Source organism: Pseudomonas sp. Ag1, assembly GCF_000278565.1.
Lineage (GTDB): Bacteria > Pseudomonadota > Gammaproteobacteria > Pseudomonadales > Pseudomonadaceae > Aquipseudomonas.
Window position 1 is genome coordinate 34,991 of the sequence record NZ_AKVH01000091.1, and the last position, 16,919, is coordinate 51,909.

At 62.4% G+C, this 16,919-nt stretch carries 10 protein-coding genes; 1 reads left to right on the plus strand and 9 read right to left on the minus strand.

Translation table 11 applies throughout. From position 1 onward, the window contains the following. Positions 1-137 precede the first annotated feature (137 nt). The 9 genes from A462_RS21150 to A462_RS21110 form a co-directional block, all read right to left on the minus strand. A complete protein-coding gene (locus A462_RS21150) occupies positions 138-3,248 on the minus strand; it encodes an autotransporter domain-containing protein (protein WP_008433772.1) in 3,111 nt (1,036 codons plus the stop codon). Positions 3,249-3,432: 184 nt separating this feature from the next. Beyond that, a complete protein-coding gene (eprS, locus tag A462_RS21145) occupies positions 3,433-6,390 on the minus strand; it encodes an autotransporter serine peptidase EprS (protein WP_008433773.1) in 2,958 nt (985 codons plus the stop codon). Between the two features lie 233 nt (positions 6,391-6,623). Further along, positions 6,624-7,961 (minus strand): TolC family outer membrane protein, encoded by a 1,338-nt coding sequence (locus tag A462_RS21140; protein WP_003217106.1) that lies wholly within the window; start codon positions 7,959-7,961, stop codon positions 6,624-6,626. Positions 7,962-7,963: 2 nt separating this feature from the next. After that, positions 7,964-9,298: an HlyD family type I secretion periplasmic adaptor subunit gene (locus tag A462_RS21135; RefSeq protein ID WP_008433775.1), complete on the minus strand. Its 1,335-nt coding sequence runs from the start codon at positions 9,296-9,298 to the stop codon at positions 7,964-7,966. Continuing rightward, positions 9,295-11,046 carry a type I secretion system permease/ATPase gene (locus tag A462_RS21130; RefSeq protein ID WP_008433777.1) on the minus strand — a complete coding sequence of 584 codons (1,752 nt, stop codon included), beginning with the start codon at positions 11,044-11,046 and terminating at the stop codon, positions 9,295-9,297. The genes A462_RS21135 and A462_RS21130 overlap by 4 nt, the downstream gene beginning before the upstream one ends. Positions 11,047-11,150: 104 nt before the next feature. Then, positions 11,151-11,519 (minus strand): AprI/Inh family metalloprotease inhibitor, encoded by a 369-nt coding sequence (locus A462_RS21125; RefSeq protein ID WP_050550305.1) that lies wholly within the window; start codon positions 11,517-11,519, stop codon positions 11,151-11,153. A 74-nt stretch (positions 11,520-11,593) separates the two neighbouring features. Next, positions 11,594-13,042, minus strand: coding sequence for a serralysin family metalloprotease (locus A462_RS21120; protein ID WP_008433780.1), 1,449 nt, complete (start codon positions 13,040-13,042; stop codon positions 11,594-11,596). Positions 13,043-13,406: 364 nt separating this feature from the next. Further along, entirely contained in the window at positions 13,407-14,507 is a 1,101-nt protein-coding gene (locus A462_RS21115) for a DmpA family aminopeptidase (protein WP_003217115.1), read from the minus strand. A gap of 9 nt (positions 14,508-14,516) precedes the next feature. Further along, complete coding sequence (locus A462_RS21110) at positions 14,517-15,881, minus strand: APC family permease (RefSeq protein WP_003217116.1); 1,365 nt, start codon at positions 15,879-15,881, stop codon at positions 14,517-14,519. 197 nt (positions 15,882-16,078) lie between these two features. Between A462_RS21110 and A462_RS21105 the strand changes: the two genes are divergently transcribed. Beyond that, positions 16,079-16,873: a helix-turn-helix transcriptional regulator gene (locus tag A462_RS21105; RefSeq protein WP_008433783.1), complete on the plus strand. Its 795-nt coding sequence runs from the start codon at positions 16,079-16,081 to the stop codon at positions 16,871-16,873. Positions 16,874-16,919: the final 46 nt, after the last annotated feature.

Sequence of the window (16,919 nt, forward strand, 5' to 3'; positions counted from 1 at the left end):
CTGCACAAATGGACGATTGGAACCGGATCAATGTGGGAGCGGGCTTGCTCGCGAAGGCGGTGTGCCAGTCGGTGGGTGGGTTGACTGATCCACCGCTTTCGCGAGCAAGCCCGCTCCCACATTTCGAACCGCAGTGTTTAGAAAGCCCAGTCCAGGCTCAAACCCACCCCATGGACTTTCTCCTTGCTGGCCAGCAGGCCGTTGTAATCCAGATTCACCTTCGCCTCCTTGCTCAACGCCAGGCTGACCCGCGCCCCCACCAATGCCGCATCACGCACCATCGACGAACTCTCCACAGTGAACGAAGGGCCGCCCGAGGCAAACGCCAGGTGCCGCTCGGAATCGACGCTGCTCAGGTTGTGCTGCCAACCCAGGGTGCCGGAAAGCTCCAGTTGCTGATGGTCATTGATATTCAAGGTTTTCAGCGCTCGAGCACCCAGGGTACTCAACACCACATCGCGGCTGTCATCCCGGCCCTTCAAGGCCGCCGCATCACCCTTCTCGGTAAACCCATCGGCATCCAGATGCACGTACGCCAGGTTGGCGAACGGTTCCAGGGCCAGGGGTTGCAGGTTCAGGCGATACGCCGCTTCGGTAAACACCTGGGTACTGCGGGCATCCACCTTGGCTTTCTGCTTGCCGGCGACTTCACCGTATTGCAGCTCGCGCTTCACATCGGCGCGGTGCCAGCTGTAGGTCGCACCACCGCTCAAGCGCAAGGCACCGATTTCATGCCCGGCATACGCACCCAGGTGATAGCTGTCCACCGATGCCCGGGAATGGGTGTCGCTGCCCATGTTCAGCGATGTATCGCTGTACCCCGCCACCAGGCCTACACGGGTGTCTTCATCCAGCGCGCCGTCCACACCCGCCAGCATGCCGCCGATGGAGGTGGTGTAGCCCGCCGTATCGCTGCCGCTGTTGGTCTTGCCCCAGGCGCCCAACGCCTTGACCCAGACGTTGCCACGGCTATCGACGGTCTGGCTCGATGCGCCCATTGCCCCTTGCTGCAAACGCTCGCCCACGGCTTCGCGCAGGTAGCGGTTGTCATTCACCAACGCGGTTTCCAGCGCCGGGTAGATCTCCCCGGACAGCTGCTGGAATGCACCCTGGGCCGAGGCCGCATTCGGCGCCAGCAACAGGCTTTCGTACACGGCGTTGCCCGCGCCCAACTGCTCGGCAGCAGCGGCCACCGAACGTTGGTTCGGGGTGGCGGCCACACTGGCAAAGGTGTTGGCATTGCGCCCCACATCCAGCTGCACGCCGTTGGCGGCGTAGTTCAGGGTACCGCCGATAAACAGATAGTTGGGCAGCACCGAACCGAAGCTGCCGGTAATCCCGCCCGCAGCCTGCAGGATGTTGTACTGGCGACCGATCAGGCTTTCGGCCTGGGTCTGGGTCAGCAGCGTCGGGCTGTTTTCCAGGGCCAGGGTCACCGTGCCGCCGCTGAGGGTGGCCTTGCCACCGGCGACGATGCGATCACTGTTGGTGGCCGACAACTCCACCGCATAGGTGGAGCCCGCCGCGAAGCTCACATCCCCGGCCACGTTCAGGGTGCCGATGGAATTGCCCGGCGCCACGGTACCGCCGCTGTTCGCCGTGAGCGAGCCAATGCGCCCGGAACCACCCACTACCCCGCTGCTGCTGACGGTAACGTCGGAGGTGATCGAGCCATTGATCGCCAGCAACCCTTGGTTGACCAGGGTCGGGCCGCTGTAGGTGTTGGTGCCGGTCAGTACCAGCGCGCCAATGCCCTGCTTGGTCAGGCCGCCATGCCCGGAGATATCGTTGCTCCACACATCCAGCCCGCAATGCACATCGGTGCACGTGCGCTGGGTCGGTTTGCCGGCATCCACCACGGCGCCAATCCCTGGCAGGTCCGCGACAAACTGGCCGGAGCCGTAGGCGCCATCGATACGAAACTCCGCCGGGATATCCTCAGCCGTCACAAACATCCCCGGGCCGTTGATGGCCTTGCCCAGGTTGATCATGCCCCAACCGTACAGCGAGTCGATGCCCGGTGCGCCGAGGTCGGTCGCGGTGGTTTTCAGCAGCGTGGAGATCTGGTCGCCGCTCATGTACGGGAAGCGCTCCATCAACACCGCTGCACTGCCGGCCACATGCGGCGCGGCCATGGAGGTGCCGTTGAAATTGGCGTAGTCGGTGGTCAGGTTTTCCAGGGAGGTGCCGTTGATCACCGAACTGTAGATCTTGGTGCCGGGGGCCGCGACGCAGAAGCTGGCGGCATACCCGCAGCGCGAGGAAAACGTACTGATCACGTAAGGATCGGAACTGGCGGTGTCGGGATTCTGTTGCAAGGCCGCCACCGACAGCCAGTTGGGTGCAATCTCCGGCACGAAGTACGCCAGGCCCGAGATCGCATCCGGGTTGTTGCGGTTGTAATCGTTTCCGGCGGCAAAGATCGTCAGCACGCCGCTGCGGGCCGCATCAATGGCGCCCTGATAAGCGCCACCTGCGATCGTCCCAAGGATCGGCCGAATGTTATTGAACTGCGCCTGGGCTTCATTGACCGTGAAGTTGGGGAATGCCGGATCTCGGCCGCCCTTGGCGTACTGGTCACCAATGCCGATGCCCCAGCTGTTGTTGATAATGCGCGCGCCGCTGGCCACCAAGGCATCCCAGCCGGCTTTGTAGACCGCACCGTCGTTGCCCAGGATGATCCCGTCTTCGGGGCCCGGGTCACCGTTTTCGGCGCTGATGATCTGCGCATCGAACGCCACGCCGTGCATTGGCCCGCCGTCGCGGTTACCCGCGGCGATGCCGCCTACGTGCGTGCCGTGATTGCCGAGCTTGCCGTTGGAACCCAGGGAAGGCGTGCCGTCGTAGCGAAACGCATCCCCGGCCTTCACCGGGATGTACGGGTCGGTGTATTGGCGAATGCCTTCGGTCACGATCGTGACCACTTTGCCGGGGCTGGCGAATTCCGGATGCTGGGCATACACCGGCTGGTCGAAGATCCCCAGCTTCACGCCCTTGCCGGTGTAGCCGGCGGCGTAGGCGGCGTCTGCATGCACGGCGCCCAGGCCCCAGTCGGCCTTGAATTCATTACTGCGCCAACTGGCAGCATCTCCCAGTTTTCCGGTTTCCACGTAGGGTGCGGCCTGGGCGGTACCCAGGCTGGCCAGGCAACACAGCAACGCGCCGTATGGCACGCAGTTCAGGGCCTTGAGCGGGTAGCCCGGGCCTGTTGGGATGGCGGATTGAAACCCTCGTTTTGTTTTTTTCACGGTGACCTTCCTTAGTTTTTATTGCACTTGTATAAATCACGTTTCTCCCAAGCGTCGCCGACCCCATATGGGAGCGGGCTTGCTCGCGAATGTGGTGGCTCAGTTACAGGTGCGTCGACTGACACACCGCATTCGCGAGCAAGCCCGCTCCCACAGTTGACCTCTTTCGGCCTCAGGATCTTGCTCAGAACTGCCAGTTCAGGCTCAACCCCACGCCCTGGATTTTTTCCCGGCCAGCCAATTGGCCGGTGTAGTCGAGGTTGACCCGTGTGCTTTTGCTCAACGCCAGGCTCGCCTGCACGCCCACCAATGCCGCGTCGCGCATCAACGGCGAGCTTTGCACCGCAAACGACGGCCCTCCGGCGACAAACGCCAGGTGCTCTTCGGATTCAACGGCACTCAGGCTGTGCTGCCAGCCCAGCGAGCCGGAAACGTCCAGTTGCTGGCGGTCATTGAGGGGGAAGGTTTTTGCCGCCCGCAGGCCCAGGGTGCTCAGCACCGCATCGCGGCTGTCACTGCCACGCTCCAGCGCGGCGGCGTCGCCTTTCTCGTGAAAGCGTTCGTTGTCCAGATGCACGTAAGCCAGATTGGCGAACGGCTCCAGCGCCACCGAGGACACGTTCAAACGGTAGGCCGCTTCGGTAAATACCTGGGCGCTGCGCGCATCCAGCTTGGTCTTCTGCTTGCCGCTGACTTCGCCGTACTGCAAGTCGCGTTTCACGTCGCCGCGATGCCAGCTGTAGGCACCGCCGACGCTCAAGCGCCAATTGCCCAGCTCATGCCCGGCGTAGGCGCCGAGGTGGTAGCTGTCGATGGACGCCGATGAATGCGTGCCGCTGCCCATGTTCAGCGAGCTGTCGCTGTAACCGGCCACGAGACCGGCACGGGTCTGCTCGTCCAGCGCGCCGTCGACACCGGCCAGCATGCCGCCCAGTGAGCTGGTGTAGCCTGCCGTGTCGCTGCGGCTGTCGGTCTTGCCCCAACTGCCGAGCGCCTTGACCCACACGTTGCTCTCACCGGTAACCGGCGTATGGCGCAGGCGCTCGCCCACGGCATCGCGTACCTGGCGGCTGTCATTGATCAGCATTGTGCCGATGGCCGGGTAGATTTCTCCCGACAGCTGCTGGAAACCCGACTGCGCCGTGGCTGCCGAGTCTGACCGCAGGATGCTTTCGTACACCGGATTACCGGCGCCCAACTGCTCGGCGGCCGCCGCCACCGAACGCTGGTTACGAGTGGCACCGACACTGGCGAAACTCGCATCACTGCGGGCAATGCCCAGTTGCACACCGTTGGCGGCATAGTCGAGGGTACCGCCGAGGAACAGGTAGTTGGGCAACACCGCACCGAACTGGCCCTGGATCCCCCCAGCCGCCTGGAGGATGTTGTACTGGCGCCCCACCAGGCTTTCCGCCTGTTGCAGGCTGAGCAGGGTCGGGCTGTTTTCCAGGGCCAGGGTCACGGTGCCGCCGCCGAGGATTGCCTTGCCCGTGGCGACAATCCGGTCGCTGGTGGTGGGGGTGAGTTCGACCGCATAGGTGGAGCCGGCGGCGAGGTTTACATCCCCGGCCACCTGCAAGGTGCCCACGGAATTGCCCGGCGCCACGGTGCCGCCGCTATTGACCTGTAACGCCGCGATGCGACCGGAGCCGCCCAACGTGCCGCTGTCATTGACCGTCACCGCGGACGTCAGCGAGCCATTCACCGCCAACCGGCCGCCATTCACGGTGGTCGGGCCACGGTAGGTGTTGTCGCCCGCCAGGATCAGGCTGCCCGCACCGGATTTGGTCAGGCTGCCTTCGTAGATACGCTGGGCCGCGGCTGCCGCACGGGCAGTGCCAACGGCATAGTCCGTCTGGTCCTGCTGACTCGCGCCGGCGCCCACGCCGTTCTCCCAGCCCTTATCGCGCAGGGTTTGCTGCCAGGCCAGGGTTTCGGCGCTGTCTTCGGCCTGGCGCTGGATCAGCGCCTTGTCGGAGATCGCATTGCTCCACACATCGCCCTGCCCGGCCGCCAACGTGACATTCATCGGCCCGAGCAATTGCCCGGGCCCGTGCATTGCTCGGCCAAGGTCCGGCACGCCCCAGCCGACCTGAGTGGTCGGTGCATCGGTGACCGCGCCATTGAGCTGGGTGGCCGTGGTCAACAGCACCTGCAAGGCCTGTTCGTTGTTCAGGTATGGATAGCGTTCCATCACCAGCGCCAGTGCGCCGGTGGCATGGGGCGCCGACATCGAGGTGCCGGATTTCACCCCATAACCGCCATCGGGAATGGTGCTGTTGATCAACGCCCCGGGGGTGGAAATGCACCAGTACTTGGCGATGCCGCACTGGTTGTATTTCTGGTTGTTCGCCTTGTCCAGGCCCGATACCGCCAGCCAGTGGCCTTCCAGCTCCGGCTGGAAATAAGGCAAGGCCGAACGCACGCTGGCGTTGGCGTAGCCGCTGTTGCCAGCACTGAACACGTTGATCACCCCGGCCTTGGCCACCTCCGCAGCGGCATCCAGCCAGGTGTTCTGGTTGTAGTGCTGGGCATAGGCAGCGTGCAGGTCGCCAATGGTCTGGTAGCTGACATCCTTGGGTTGGCTGCCCCAACTGTTATTGATCGCGCGCACGCCGGCATCCACCAGCGCGCTGTACACCGCCTTGAAGTACTTGGGGTCTGGCGTGGGGCCGAACAGGAAGCTGTCGCTGGCGTTGGTGTTGCCGACGTAGATCTGCGCGTTGTACGCCACGCCGTGCATGCCCACGCCATCGCGGGCCGCGCCCATGGTGCCGGTGACGTGGGTGCCGTGGGAGTCATTGTTTGGGTTGAGCGCGCCGGTGGTCGTGAAGGGACTGCCATCGACATAGGTGCCACTGGCGGTGACCGCGTGATAGCGGTCTTTTGAGGCTTCGGGATGGTTGGGGTCGAAACCCGAGTCCAGGGCGCCGATCTTCACGCCACTGCCGGTGATGCCGCTCGCATAGGCCTCGTTGGCTTTCATCCGGTCCAGGCCCCAGTCGCTCTGGAACTCGGCGGTGCGCCAACTGCCGGGGTCGCCGACTTTTCCGGCTTCGATGTACTGCCCGTGGGCCGCCACTGACAGCAGCAGCAAGGAGCCTGCGGTGAAGGGTTTGAAGCGAGGTGAACCAATGATCATGAACAGTCCCTTTTCTTATTGTTGAAATACCTGTGGCGAGGGAGCTTGCTCCCGCTGGAGTGCGCAGCGCTCCCAAGATCTTGGGGCCGCTACGCAGCCCAGCGGGAGCAAGCTCCCTCGCCACAACAAGCGCCCTTGCCACAGAAAACTCCCTTGCCACAGAAAGCTCCCTTGCCAAAACAAGCGCCCTCGCCACCAAAGCTCCCTTGCACCAAGTGCTACTCGTCCAGGCATCAGCGGCTCTCAGGACCAAACGCCTCATCCACCTTGGCCAGGTCGGTGTCACGCAAGTTGCCCGCGTAGTAATGCAATTTGGTCCAGGCCATCAGGTAGTCGTACCGTGCCTGGGCCAGGTCGCGACGGGTGCTGTACAGCTGCTGCTCGGCGTTCAGCGCATCGAGGTTGACCCGCTCGCCGCCGAGGATGCTTTGCTTGGTCGAGACCACCAGCGCTTCGGCCGAGGTCAGCGCCTTTTGATACGCCCGCAACTTGCTGACGCCCGACAGGCAAGCACTGAACTGGCGCCGCAGTTCGATCAGGGTTTCACGGGTCTTGCCTTCCAGTTCGTACTCGGCCTGCTCCATGGCGCGGCTGGCCTGGCGGGTGGAAGCCGAGACGCCGCCACCGGCATACAACGGCATGCTGACTTCGATGCCGATGGTGTTGGTGTCGTAGCGCTGGTTGTAGGTGTTGCCGCTGTCGGATTCCTGCTGGCGCGAGCTGGCATACGCCGTGATGCGTGGCAGGTGCCCCGAACGGTTGCGCTCCACTTCATAACGCGCCACTTCCACGGACTGGCGTTGCGAGGCCAGGTTGGGGTTGTTGGTCAGCGCCAGTTCGTGCCAGGTGTCGTAATTGGCCGGGGTCAGGGTGAAGGCGGCAAACCCCGGGTTCAGCGGCGCCAGGTCGTTGATGTTGACGCTCTGCACGCCAATCAGCGCCCCGAGTTCGCGCAGCGAGGCGTCCTGTTCATCCAGCGCCTGGATCTCTTCGGCAGTCGCCAGCTCATAGCGCGACTCGGCTTCCAGGATGTCGGTGCGGGTGCCCTCGCCCTGCTGGAACAGATGCTGGTTCTGCTGGAACTGCTGCTCGTAGGCCTTTTTCTTGGCGCGGGCAATGTCGATCTGGTCCTGGGCAAACAACGCCTGGGTGTAATAGGTCAGCACCCGCACCAGCAGCGCCTGGCTCTTGTCGCGGAAGCTCTCGTCGGCAAACAGTGCCTGGGCCACGCCCTTGCGGTAGTTGGCATAGGCTTCGTAGTCGAACAGCGGCTGTTGCAGGGTGAACGTGGAACCATAGCTGTTGTAGTTGCGGTCATCGTGATAATTGCCGCCGCGCCCGTCGGGCAAGGTGGCCTGGGAGTTGTTGCGGCCCTTGTTGTAGTTGTACGAGAGCTTGGGCAGCAGGCCGGCGCGGCCGATTGTGCGGTTTTCCAGGCCGGCATCGCGTTCCTTGATGGCGCCGAGGAATACCGGGTCGTTGCGCAGGGCCTGTTCGTAGACATCGAACGGGCCCATGGCGGCCTGGGCGCTGCCGCAGGCGAGCAGCAAGGCGATGAACATCGGCTTCATGCTCATTCCTCGGTCAATGCCGAGCCGGCGCGGTCCAGCAGCGGCTTGAACAGGTAATTGAGCAAGGAGCGCTCGCCGGTGCGGATGAACATCTCGGCGGGCATCCCCGGCTTGATCACCAGGCCATGGAGTTTCTCCAGGGCGCTGCTGCTGACGGTGGTGCGCAGCACGTAGTAAGGCATGCCGGTTTTTTCGTCGAGCATCTGGTCGGCGGAGATCAGGCTCACCTCCCCCGGCACCCGCGGCGTGCGGCTCTGATTGAAGGCGGTGAAGAGAATGTCCACCGGCAAGTGCGCACCGACCTTGTCCACCAGGTGCACTGGCAGGCGCCCTTCGACTTCCAGGCGGGTGTCCTGGGGCACGATTTCCAGCAGGGTTTCACCGGCACGCACCACGGCGCCTTCGGTGTGCACGCCCAGGTTGACCGCGATGCCATCGGCGGGCGCGTTGATCTCGCTGTGCTGCAGGTCGAAACCGGCGGAGGTCAGTTGTTGTTCCAGGGTCAGGCTGCGCAGCTGCGCGTCGGCCAGTTGGCTGCGGACTTCCTTCTGGTACTCCTCGCTGTGCTGCTGCAACTTGAGGCGCGATTCGAGGATGCCCTGCTCCACCCGCCCGCTTTCGCCGGTGTTCTGCGCCAGGTCCTGTTGCACCTGGGACAGTTGCCGCTGGTACTCCATCAGCCGGTTGCGCGGGATGTAGCCGTTGTCGGCCAGGGGTTGCAGGTTGTTCAACTGGTCTCGCAGGGATTGCGCCTGGGCGGTCAGGTCACTGCGGGCGCGGCGCATGCCGTTCAGTTGCGCCGTAGCGCCTTCGATACTGGCGCGAATTCCGGCCTGTTCCCGGGCAAAGGCTTCGCGGCGGCTGCTGAACAGTTGACGCTGGCCTTCGAGGACCAGTGCCAGGGCTTGGTCCGGGTTGCCGCTCAATTGCGCCGGAAAGGTGATCGTCGACTGGTTATCCCGCTCGCTCTGCCACCGTGCCACGCTGGCCCAGGCCATGCGGTACTGGGCTTGCAGGGAGTGCACGTCGGCCTGGTTCTGCGTCTGGTCGAGACGGAACAGCGGCTGGCCCTGCTTCACCGCCTCGCCCTCACGCACCAGGATCCGGCTGACCACGCCGGGGCTCAGGGTTTGTACCGCCTTGCGCTTGCCCGAAACCACCACCGTGCCTTGTACCGGGATCCCCTGGTCCAGCGGCGCCAGACTGGCCCAGAGGAAAAACCCGCCGGCGCCGACCACCGTCAGCAGCCAGCCCATGCGGGCGAAGAAACGCGCGTCGTGCTCGGGATGGGTCTGTTCGTAATCGCGGTTGATTTGAATGCTGCTGTCGCTGCTCATGCGCCTGGATTCCTTCCGGCTTGATACTGACGGCTGAGGCTGACCCCGGCCTTTTCTCGTGGTGCTTCCTGCTGGCCGGACAGTGCGCGCAGCACGTCCTGGCTCGGACCAAATGCCTGCAAACGACCTTCGTTCAGCACCAGCAGCTTGTCGGCCTGGGCCAACGCCGAGGAACGGTGAGTCACCAGCACCACCGTGCTGCCCTGGGCTTTCATCTGCATGATCGCGCTGGCCAGGGCGGATTCACCCACGGTGTCGAGGTTGGAGTTGGGCTCGTCGAGCACGATCAGGCGTGGCCCGCCGTACAGCGCGCGGGCCAGGGCGACCCGTTGTTTCTGCCCACCGGACAGGCCGCTGCCCTCGTCGCCGAGCACGGTGTCGTAGCCGTGGGGCAAGCGCAGGATCAATTCGTGCACGCCTGCCTGTTGGGCGGCCTGCACCACCAAATCCGGGTCGGCTTCGCGAAAGCGCGCGATGTTGTCGGCGATGCTGCCGCTGAACAGTTCGATGTCCTGGGGCAGATAACCGATATGCGGCCCGAGGTCGTCGCGGTCCCAGCGATGAATGTCGGCTCCGTCCAGGCGCACGGTGCCCGCCAGGGTTGGCCATACGCCCACCAGCACGCGGGCCAGCGTCGACTTGCCGGAGCCGGAAGCACCCAGCACGCCGAGCACTTCGCCCGCAGTCAGGTTGAAGCTGACTTGATGCAAGGTTGGCACGCGTCGCCCCGGCGGGCCTGCGCTGACTTGCTCGAAGCTCACATTGCCCTTGGGCGCCGGCAAGGCCATCTGCTCGCCCTGGGGCGGAAACTCGCGCATCAGGTTGTCCAGGCGCTGGTAGGCCAGCTTGGCCGAACTCCATTGCTTCCACACGGCGATCAACTGGTCGATGGGGCTCAACACCCGACCCATCAAAATGGAGCCTGCGATCATCATCCCGGCGGTCATGTCGCCCTTGATCACCAGGAGCGCACCCAGGCCCAGCACCAACGATTGCAGGCACAGGCGCAGGGATTTACTCAGGGAACTGATGATCGAGCCGGTGTCGCTGGCCTTGTTCTGCAGGCCCAGGAACTGCGAATGCACCTTGAACCAGCGCTTGCGCAATGCACCGAGCATGCCCATGGCCTGGATGGTTTCGGCGTTGTGCAGGTGGCTGGTGGCCAACTGGGTGGATTGCTGGGAATAACCGCTGGCTTCACCCAGAGGCTTTTTGGTCAGGTATTCGTTAAGGCACGCCAGGGCAATCAGCAGCACGGCACCGGCACTGGCCAAGACACCCAGCCACACGTTGAACAGGAAAATCACGAACAGATAGATCGGAAACCACGGCGCGTCGAAAAACGCGAACAGCGCAGGCCCGGTGATGAATTGGCGGATGTGGGTCAGGTCCCCCAGGGATTGCCCGCCATGGCCTTCGCCCCGTTGCAGGTTGCGCTCGAAAGCGGCCTTGTAGACCCGCAGGTTGAAACGCCGCTCCAGTTGGCTGCCGATGCGAATCACGATAAAGCTGCGGATCACCTCCAGCACACCGATAAAGGCGAAGAACCCCACCACCATCAGCGTCAACATCACCAGGGTGGTTTCGTTCTGTGAAGACAGCACGCGGTCGTAGACTTGCAACATATAAATCGACGGCACCAACATCAATACGTTAATCAATGCCGTGAAACAGCCAATACTGATCAGAATACTTTTGTAGTCGCCGAGTGCCTTGAACAGTGGTGCAACGGGAGTGGTCTTCGCCATGTTGCCTGATCTTCCCTGAGCCGAATGACGCGCAATAGTTTACCGAGCGCCCCAATAAGGGGCGGGCAAACATTAAAATCGGGTTATATCGTTATAACGAACTATTACGGTGCACGTTGCAATATCAATACCGCGCCGTTTTTTGCGCGACCTTCATATTCGCCTTCTTTCTGGCGATTCAAATGGGTTATGCCGGTGCCTTCGGCATTCATCAGCCAAATACCATCGGGAGTAGGCGTCCAACTAACGGGGGCTTCCCCCAGCCATTGTCCGGCGCACTCCACATCGCCCCCTAACGCGTTAGCCTGCTCAATCAAGTCCAGTGCGCACACCTGCTCTTGCTGATGCAGCGCCCAATGCCCGGCCAACTGCGCGGAAGTAGGTAAAACCAGACTGCTTGCCATTGCTGTGGCTCCTGCCGACATAAGCAACACCTGGAAACTCCAGGCCACGGTACTGCGAAATAGCGTCATCACCTTCGCCCGTTCATGGGGTGGATGCAAGGGCAGAGGGCGGCGCGTGTGCGCCACCCTCCTTTACGCGTGTATCAGGCCACGATGTCGGTGACGGCTGCCTGGCCAACGGTGGTGACGAGGAAATCCGCCACGCCGTGCCCGGAGAAGTCCACGGCCAATGTGCCCAGGTTGGTACCCGAAGCGTAGGACAGCACCGCGTCGCCGGCATGACCGGTAAACGCGTTGACGAAGGTCAGGCCTGCACCTTTGGTGATGCCGGTGAGGTCGATCTTGTCCGAACCCGAGGTGAAGTCGAAGATCTTGTCGGCCGCACCCGGCTTGGAGTCGGAGCTGGCGCCGAACACGAAGGTGTCGTTGCCTGAGCCGCCCCACAGCTGGTCTGCACCGCCGCCGCCGAAGATGATGTCGTTGCCGGCACCGCCCTTGAGGACGTTGGCGGCTGCGTTACCGATCAGCAGGTCGTTGCCCGAACCGCCGATGGCGTTCTCCACGGTCACACCCTTGGCGATGGAAACGTTGCCCACCAGGCCGCCAACGTCGGAGAACGAGGTTTCATTGAGGTTGATCTTCTGGTTCTGGGTAAAACCGGAGAAGTCCAGGGTGTCGTTGCCGCCACCGTCCCACACCGAGAACACCAGCTTGTCGGCCGATGAAGTGGCGCTGAGGAAATCACGCCCGGTGTTGGAGTTGAAGCCGTAGGTGGTGTCACCGGCACGGGTGTTGTAGTTGGCGCCGTAGAGCTTCTGGATCGCGGCGATGTCGTCGATCAGCGGGCCGGACGAGTAGGCTTCTACCCCGCCTTTGCTGAAGTTCTGGTTGGTGTTGCTCTCGCTCCAGTAACTCATGACGCTGTAGCCACGCGTGTCCTGTCCATAGTCCGCGTCTTTGTACGAAGGGTTGCCGGTCCCGGCGTTGTAGTCGCCAGGGTGGTCCAGGCCCAGGGTGTGGCCGATTTCGTGGGTCAGGGTCTGCCGGCCATAGTTGTTCAGGTCCGGGGTCTTGTTCGGCGTGTAGCTGTTGTTCGTCAGGTACCAGGAAGTGCCGTCAAGGCCGCTTTCGTTGTACTTGGCGTTGGTGCCTGGCAGGTAGGCAAAGGCCGCTGCGCCGTCCTGGCCGCCGCTGTAGTTGCCGAAGGTCATGTGGAAGTCACCGCCCGAGGCTTTCTCGGTGAAGGTGACATTGGCCACATCGGCCCAGGATTGCATGGCCAGTACGGCCTGTGCTTTCTGCTGGGTGTTGAACTGGCTGAACCCGGTGATCCCATGCTTGTTCATGGTCGCGTTCGAAGCCGAAGTCAGGAAGGTGTAGGTGAGATCGATCTTGCCGTTGCCATCCACGTCCCGGTACGCGGCGTTCTCACGCAGCAGGTGGTCGGCGGCCTGGTCAACGGTGAACGACGGTTTGCCATTGACCGTGAGGTTGCCACCGCGGTCGTATTGATGGCTAAAGCTATCGATCTGGGTGTAAGCGGTACTTGCTTGAGCCGCCGACACAATAGCTTTGTCTTTTACTTTTGACATAAACGTACTTCCTTGTTTGCAAGTGGAACAGTTTTTGTCCGACCGGACCCACTCTGGCGAGTAAGTCCGATCACTCGCCCCTTTTGAAGGCGAAAGAAAACTGACACAACCTGAAATCATTCGTCCAGCGGTTTTTATCCAAGGATAAAGTTGGGCCGGTGAACAAAACCTGCAAACACTGGTAAATAGCGCGTTATTAAAATCCAGCTATTTAAATATTAAATACTCCTAAAGACATTTAGCCACGAATGGATCCAAAGTATTGACTGAGGTGCACTAAGAAAGTGTCACCGTGTCATTGTTAGTATTGAATAGCCACTATTTAAGTGTTTGTCCCGTATTACCGGGACAAGACTTAGTTTACTTACTGGCCGCGCCAGCCGGTTTGGCGCAATGCCTGCAGGAGCGTGTGGGCATCCAGCGCGGGCACCCGCACACCCTGGTCGGTGGTCATGTCTTCGCCGGCCACTATGGCATTAATGATCGCCTCTTCCACGGCCTCCGCCGCCGCGCTGAACAGCGGTGAAATGTGGTCGTTATTGACCATTTGCAGGGCTGTGCTGAGGGGCGAGCCCTTGCGCCCGTAGTCGGCCACCGGCAAATCCTGATTGCCGGTGGCGAACGCCAGGAACAGGTCCCCGCTGGAGTCCTCGGTACCGCCACCCGTGCGCGCAATCCCGATGGACGCGCGTTGTGCCAGGCGCTGGCATTGATGGGGCAGCAACGGCGCATCGGTGGCGATGATCACCACGATGGAGCCCATGCCGGGTGTGCCGCGATCGGCAAAGGGTGACGGGATGTCCATCAATTGCCGGCCTACCGGGTAACCATCCACGCGCAGTTCCTGACGCTTGCCATGGTTGGCCTGCACCAGCACACCGACGGTCCAGCCACCCTGCTCCGCCGGCAAGCGCCGTGACGCGGTACCGATGCCCCCCTTGAACTCATGGCAGATCATCCCGGTGCCGCCGCCCACGGCGCCCTCCGCCACCGGCCCGGATTCGGCGTTGGCCAGCGCCTCGCGCACATGCTCCGGGCCGACGTGCTGGCCCCAGATATCGTTCAGCAAGCCGTCGTAGGTTTCCATCACCACCGGCATGCACCAGTACACGGCGGGGTCTTCGAGGCTTTCGCGCTCCAGGGCGATCAGCGTGTCGCGCACAATCCCGATGCTGTGGGTGTTGGTGATCGCCAGCGGCGTGGTCAGCAACCCTGATTCGCTGATCCATTCAAGGCCCGTGGCGTCGCCATTGCCGTTGAGCACGTGGTAGCCGGCAAAACATGGCTGATACCGCGCGGCACCGGCCCGGGGCTGGATCGCCGTCACGCCGGTACGTACCTGTTTGCCGTCGATGCGGGTCTTGATCGTACTGTGGCCGACCCGAACCCCTGGAACGTCGGTGATGGCATTCAACTCACCGGGCGTACCCAGTCCCAAGGTGATGCCCAATTGACGTGCACGCATAACCACTCCTTACAATTTCTGAAACGCCGGACTCAACCGGCCACTGATGCAATACAGGATCACCGACAGTGCCAACAGGCCGATGATAATCATGATGTCGCGAACCGAGGCGGCAATCGCCAGGGTCACCAACAGGTAGCCGGCGCCCAGCACCGCCAGCAAGGCCGGCACCGGCCACAACGGCATGCGATACGGGTGCTCGCGGTCACGCAGCAACACCCGGCTCATCAACGCGCTCAACGCCACGATCAGGTACACCAGCATGATCAGCAGCACGCTGAAAGACGTCAGGTCCGCCAGGTTGGAGCTGAAGCTGAGCAATGCCGAAGGGACCGCCAGGAACAGCGTAGCCAACCACGGGGAATCCCAGCGTGGATGAATCCGGGTGAAGAGTTTGTTGATGGTGGGTGTCCACAGCGCATCGCGGCCGCTGCTGAACACCACCCGGCCAATCTGGATGACGATGGCGACGATGGCGTTGAATACCGACAGGAAGATCCCGGCGCTGACCAGCCGCGACAGGGTTTCGTTACCGTGGCTGGTCAGCAGGTAGCCGATCGGGTCGGGGCTGCTGATCATCGCGCTGAGGGATGGCGCACCGATCAGCAAGGCGGTGATCGGCACCAGCTCGATGACCACCACCAGGCCCAGGGACCACAACACTGCCTTGTGCACGCCCCTGCCGCCGCACTTCATGTCTTCGGCCAGCAATACGGCGGGACCGTAGCCATTGAACGAGAACAGGCCGATGCCCACCGCGCCGATGACCAGCGCCCAGGGCGCCAGGTGCAGCACGCCGTTCTCGACGATTTGCGGTTGCAACAGCACGCTGACCGGCTGCACCGGGTTGCCGAAGCCGATAAACACGATCACCAGCAACGCCGCCACTTCCAGCAGCAGGCAGGTGCCGGTGATCCAGGCATTCAGCTTGATATTGAGGATGCCCAGGGCGTAGCTGCACACCACAATCACCAGGGCCACGGTTTGCGAATCGAATTGGGTGCCGAGGGCGTTATTCAGGTAAGTCGCCGCCCCGGTGGCCAGTACCGGCGGGATAAACAGCAGCATCACCAGTACCGTGAGGAACGTCGCGTAGCCGGCCATGCCGCCGAACACCCGCTTGGCATACACGTATTCGCCGCCGGCGCTGTTGTGGGCACGCCCGAGTTCGGCGTAGCAAAAGGCGAACATCAGCGCGAGCAAGGCGGCCATCACAAAGGCCAGGAACACCCCGCTGCCGGCCTGCTGGATGGCAAACGGCGCAATCACGAACACTGAACTGGCCGGGGTGACCGCCGAGACGGTGATGGCCACTACATCGAATACGCTCAGGGTGGGTTTCAGCACGCCGTCGGGCGTGGAAGGAGCACTCATATCGTTATCCTCTTGATTGTTCTTGGTTTGAGGCAGAAACGAAAAGGTGAAGCGGCGCAGGGTATGTTCCCCACTGACTGACGGCCAACTTAAACACTCTGTGTAAATCGGCCAATTCCCCTATTGGAGTACTCCCCTTGACGCCGCCGGGCAAAAGTCGAACCCTTGCGGCCTGAATCCTTAGCGTGGAGCTGCACATGAGCCTGTTCAGGGAAGTCGGCATGCACGCGGGCCTGGGGCGTACCGTCGCACAGATCGGCACCGGGCGTTTCTGGAAGCAACTGGTGCTGTTGCTGCACCAATGCCTGCCCTTCGACAATGCCCTGGCGATCTTCTACCCCGCCGATGGCCCGCCCGAAGCGCTGGAAGAATACGACGCACAACCGAGCAGCAAACCGGCGTCGATGCTGGTTTATCTGAATGGCTTGTACCTGTTGGACCCGTTTTTCCAGGCGTGTCGCGAGGGGTATGCCAGTGGCGTGTACCGCCTTGAGGAAGTGGCGCCGGATCATTTTCGCCAGAGTGAATACTTCCTCAATTACTTCCACGACAACGTGCTGGAAGACGAGGTGCAATTCATCCTGCAATTGCCGGGTGCGGGGACGTTATCGCTGTCGTTGGGAATGCAGCGGTTGTTTACCGGCGAGGAAACGGGGTTGATGACCATGCTCGCGGCCTGGGTGTTGCCGTTGATGCAGCAGCATTGGCAGCAAAGCACCCAGCGAGTGGCCGCGCCGGCGGAAATGGCCAGCCAGATACGGGACGCGTTGAGTCATTTCGGCTGTGGCGTGTTGTCGGAACGGGAGCTGGAAATAGCGCGATTGGTGTTGCGCGGGTTTTCGTCAAAAGCCATGGCCGAACGGCTGAATATCTCGCCGGATACGGTCAAGGTTCACCGCCGGCACCTGTATGCCAAGCTGGATATCTCGTCGCAGCCGGAGCTGTTTTCGTTGTTTATCCAGTCGTTGGGGCATGACTTGGAGAATCCTTGATTCCGCGGCGTGGGAACGCCGCCCTGGAAGCTCCGCGTCCGCTTTT

Bases quoted from the DNA above. Each gene is read 5' to 3' on its own strand.
- eprS (WP_008433773.1), bottom strand. From the start codon at position 6,390: ATGATCATTGGTTCACCTCGCTTCAAACCCTTCACCGCAGGCTCCTTG.
- A462_RS21140 (WP_003217106.1), bottom strand. From the start codon at position 7,961: ATGAAGCCGATGTTCATCGCCTTGCTGCTCGCCTGCGGCAGCGCCCAG.
- A462_RS21135 (WP_008433775.1), bottom strand. From the start codon at position 9,298: ATGAGCAGCGACAGCAGCATTCAAATCAACCGCGATTACGAACAGACC.
- A462_RS21130 (WP_008433777.1), bottom strand. From the start codon at position 11,046: ATGGCGAAGACCACTCCCGTTGCACCACTGTTCAAGGCACTCGGCGAC.
- A462_RS21125 (WP_050550305.1), bottom strand. From the start codon at position 11,519: ATGACGCTATTTCGCAGTACCGTGGCCTGGAGTTTCCAGGTGTTGCTT.
- A462_RS21120 (WP_008433780.1), bottom strand. From the start codon at position 13,042: ATGTCAAAAGTAAAAGACAAAGCTATTGTGTCGGCGGCTCAAGCAAGT.
- A462_RS21115 (WP_003217115.1), bottom strand. From the start codon at position 14,507: ATGCGTGCACGTCAATTGGGCATCACCTTGGGACTGGGTACGCCCGGT.
- A462_RS21110 (WP_003217116.1), bottom strand. From the start codon at position 15,881: ATGAGTGCTCCTTCCACGCCCGACGGCGTGCTGAAACCCACCCTGAGC.
- A462_RS21105 (WP_008433783.1), top strand. From the start codon at position 16,079: ATGAGCCTGTTCAGGGAAGTCGGCATGCACGCGGGCCTGGGGCGTACC.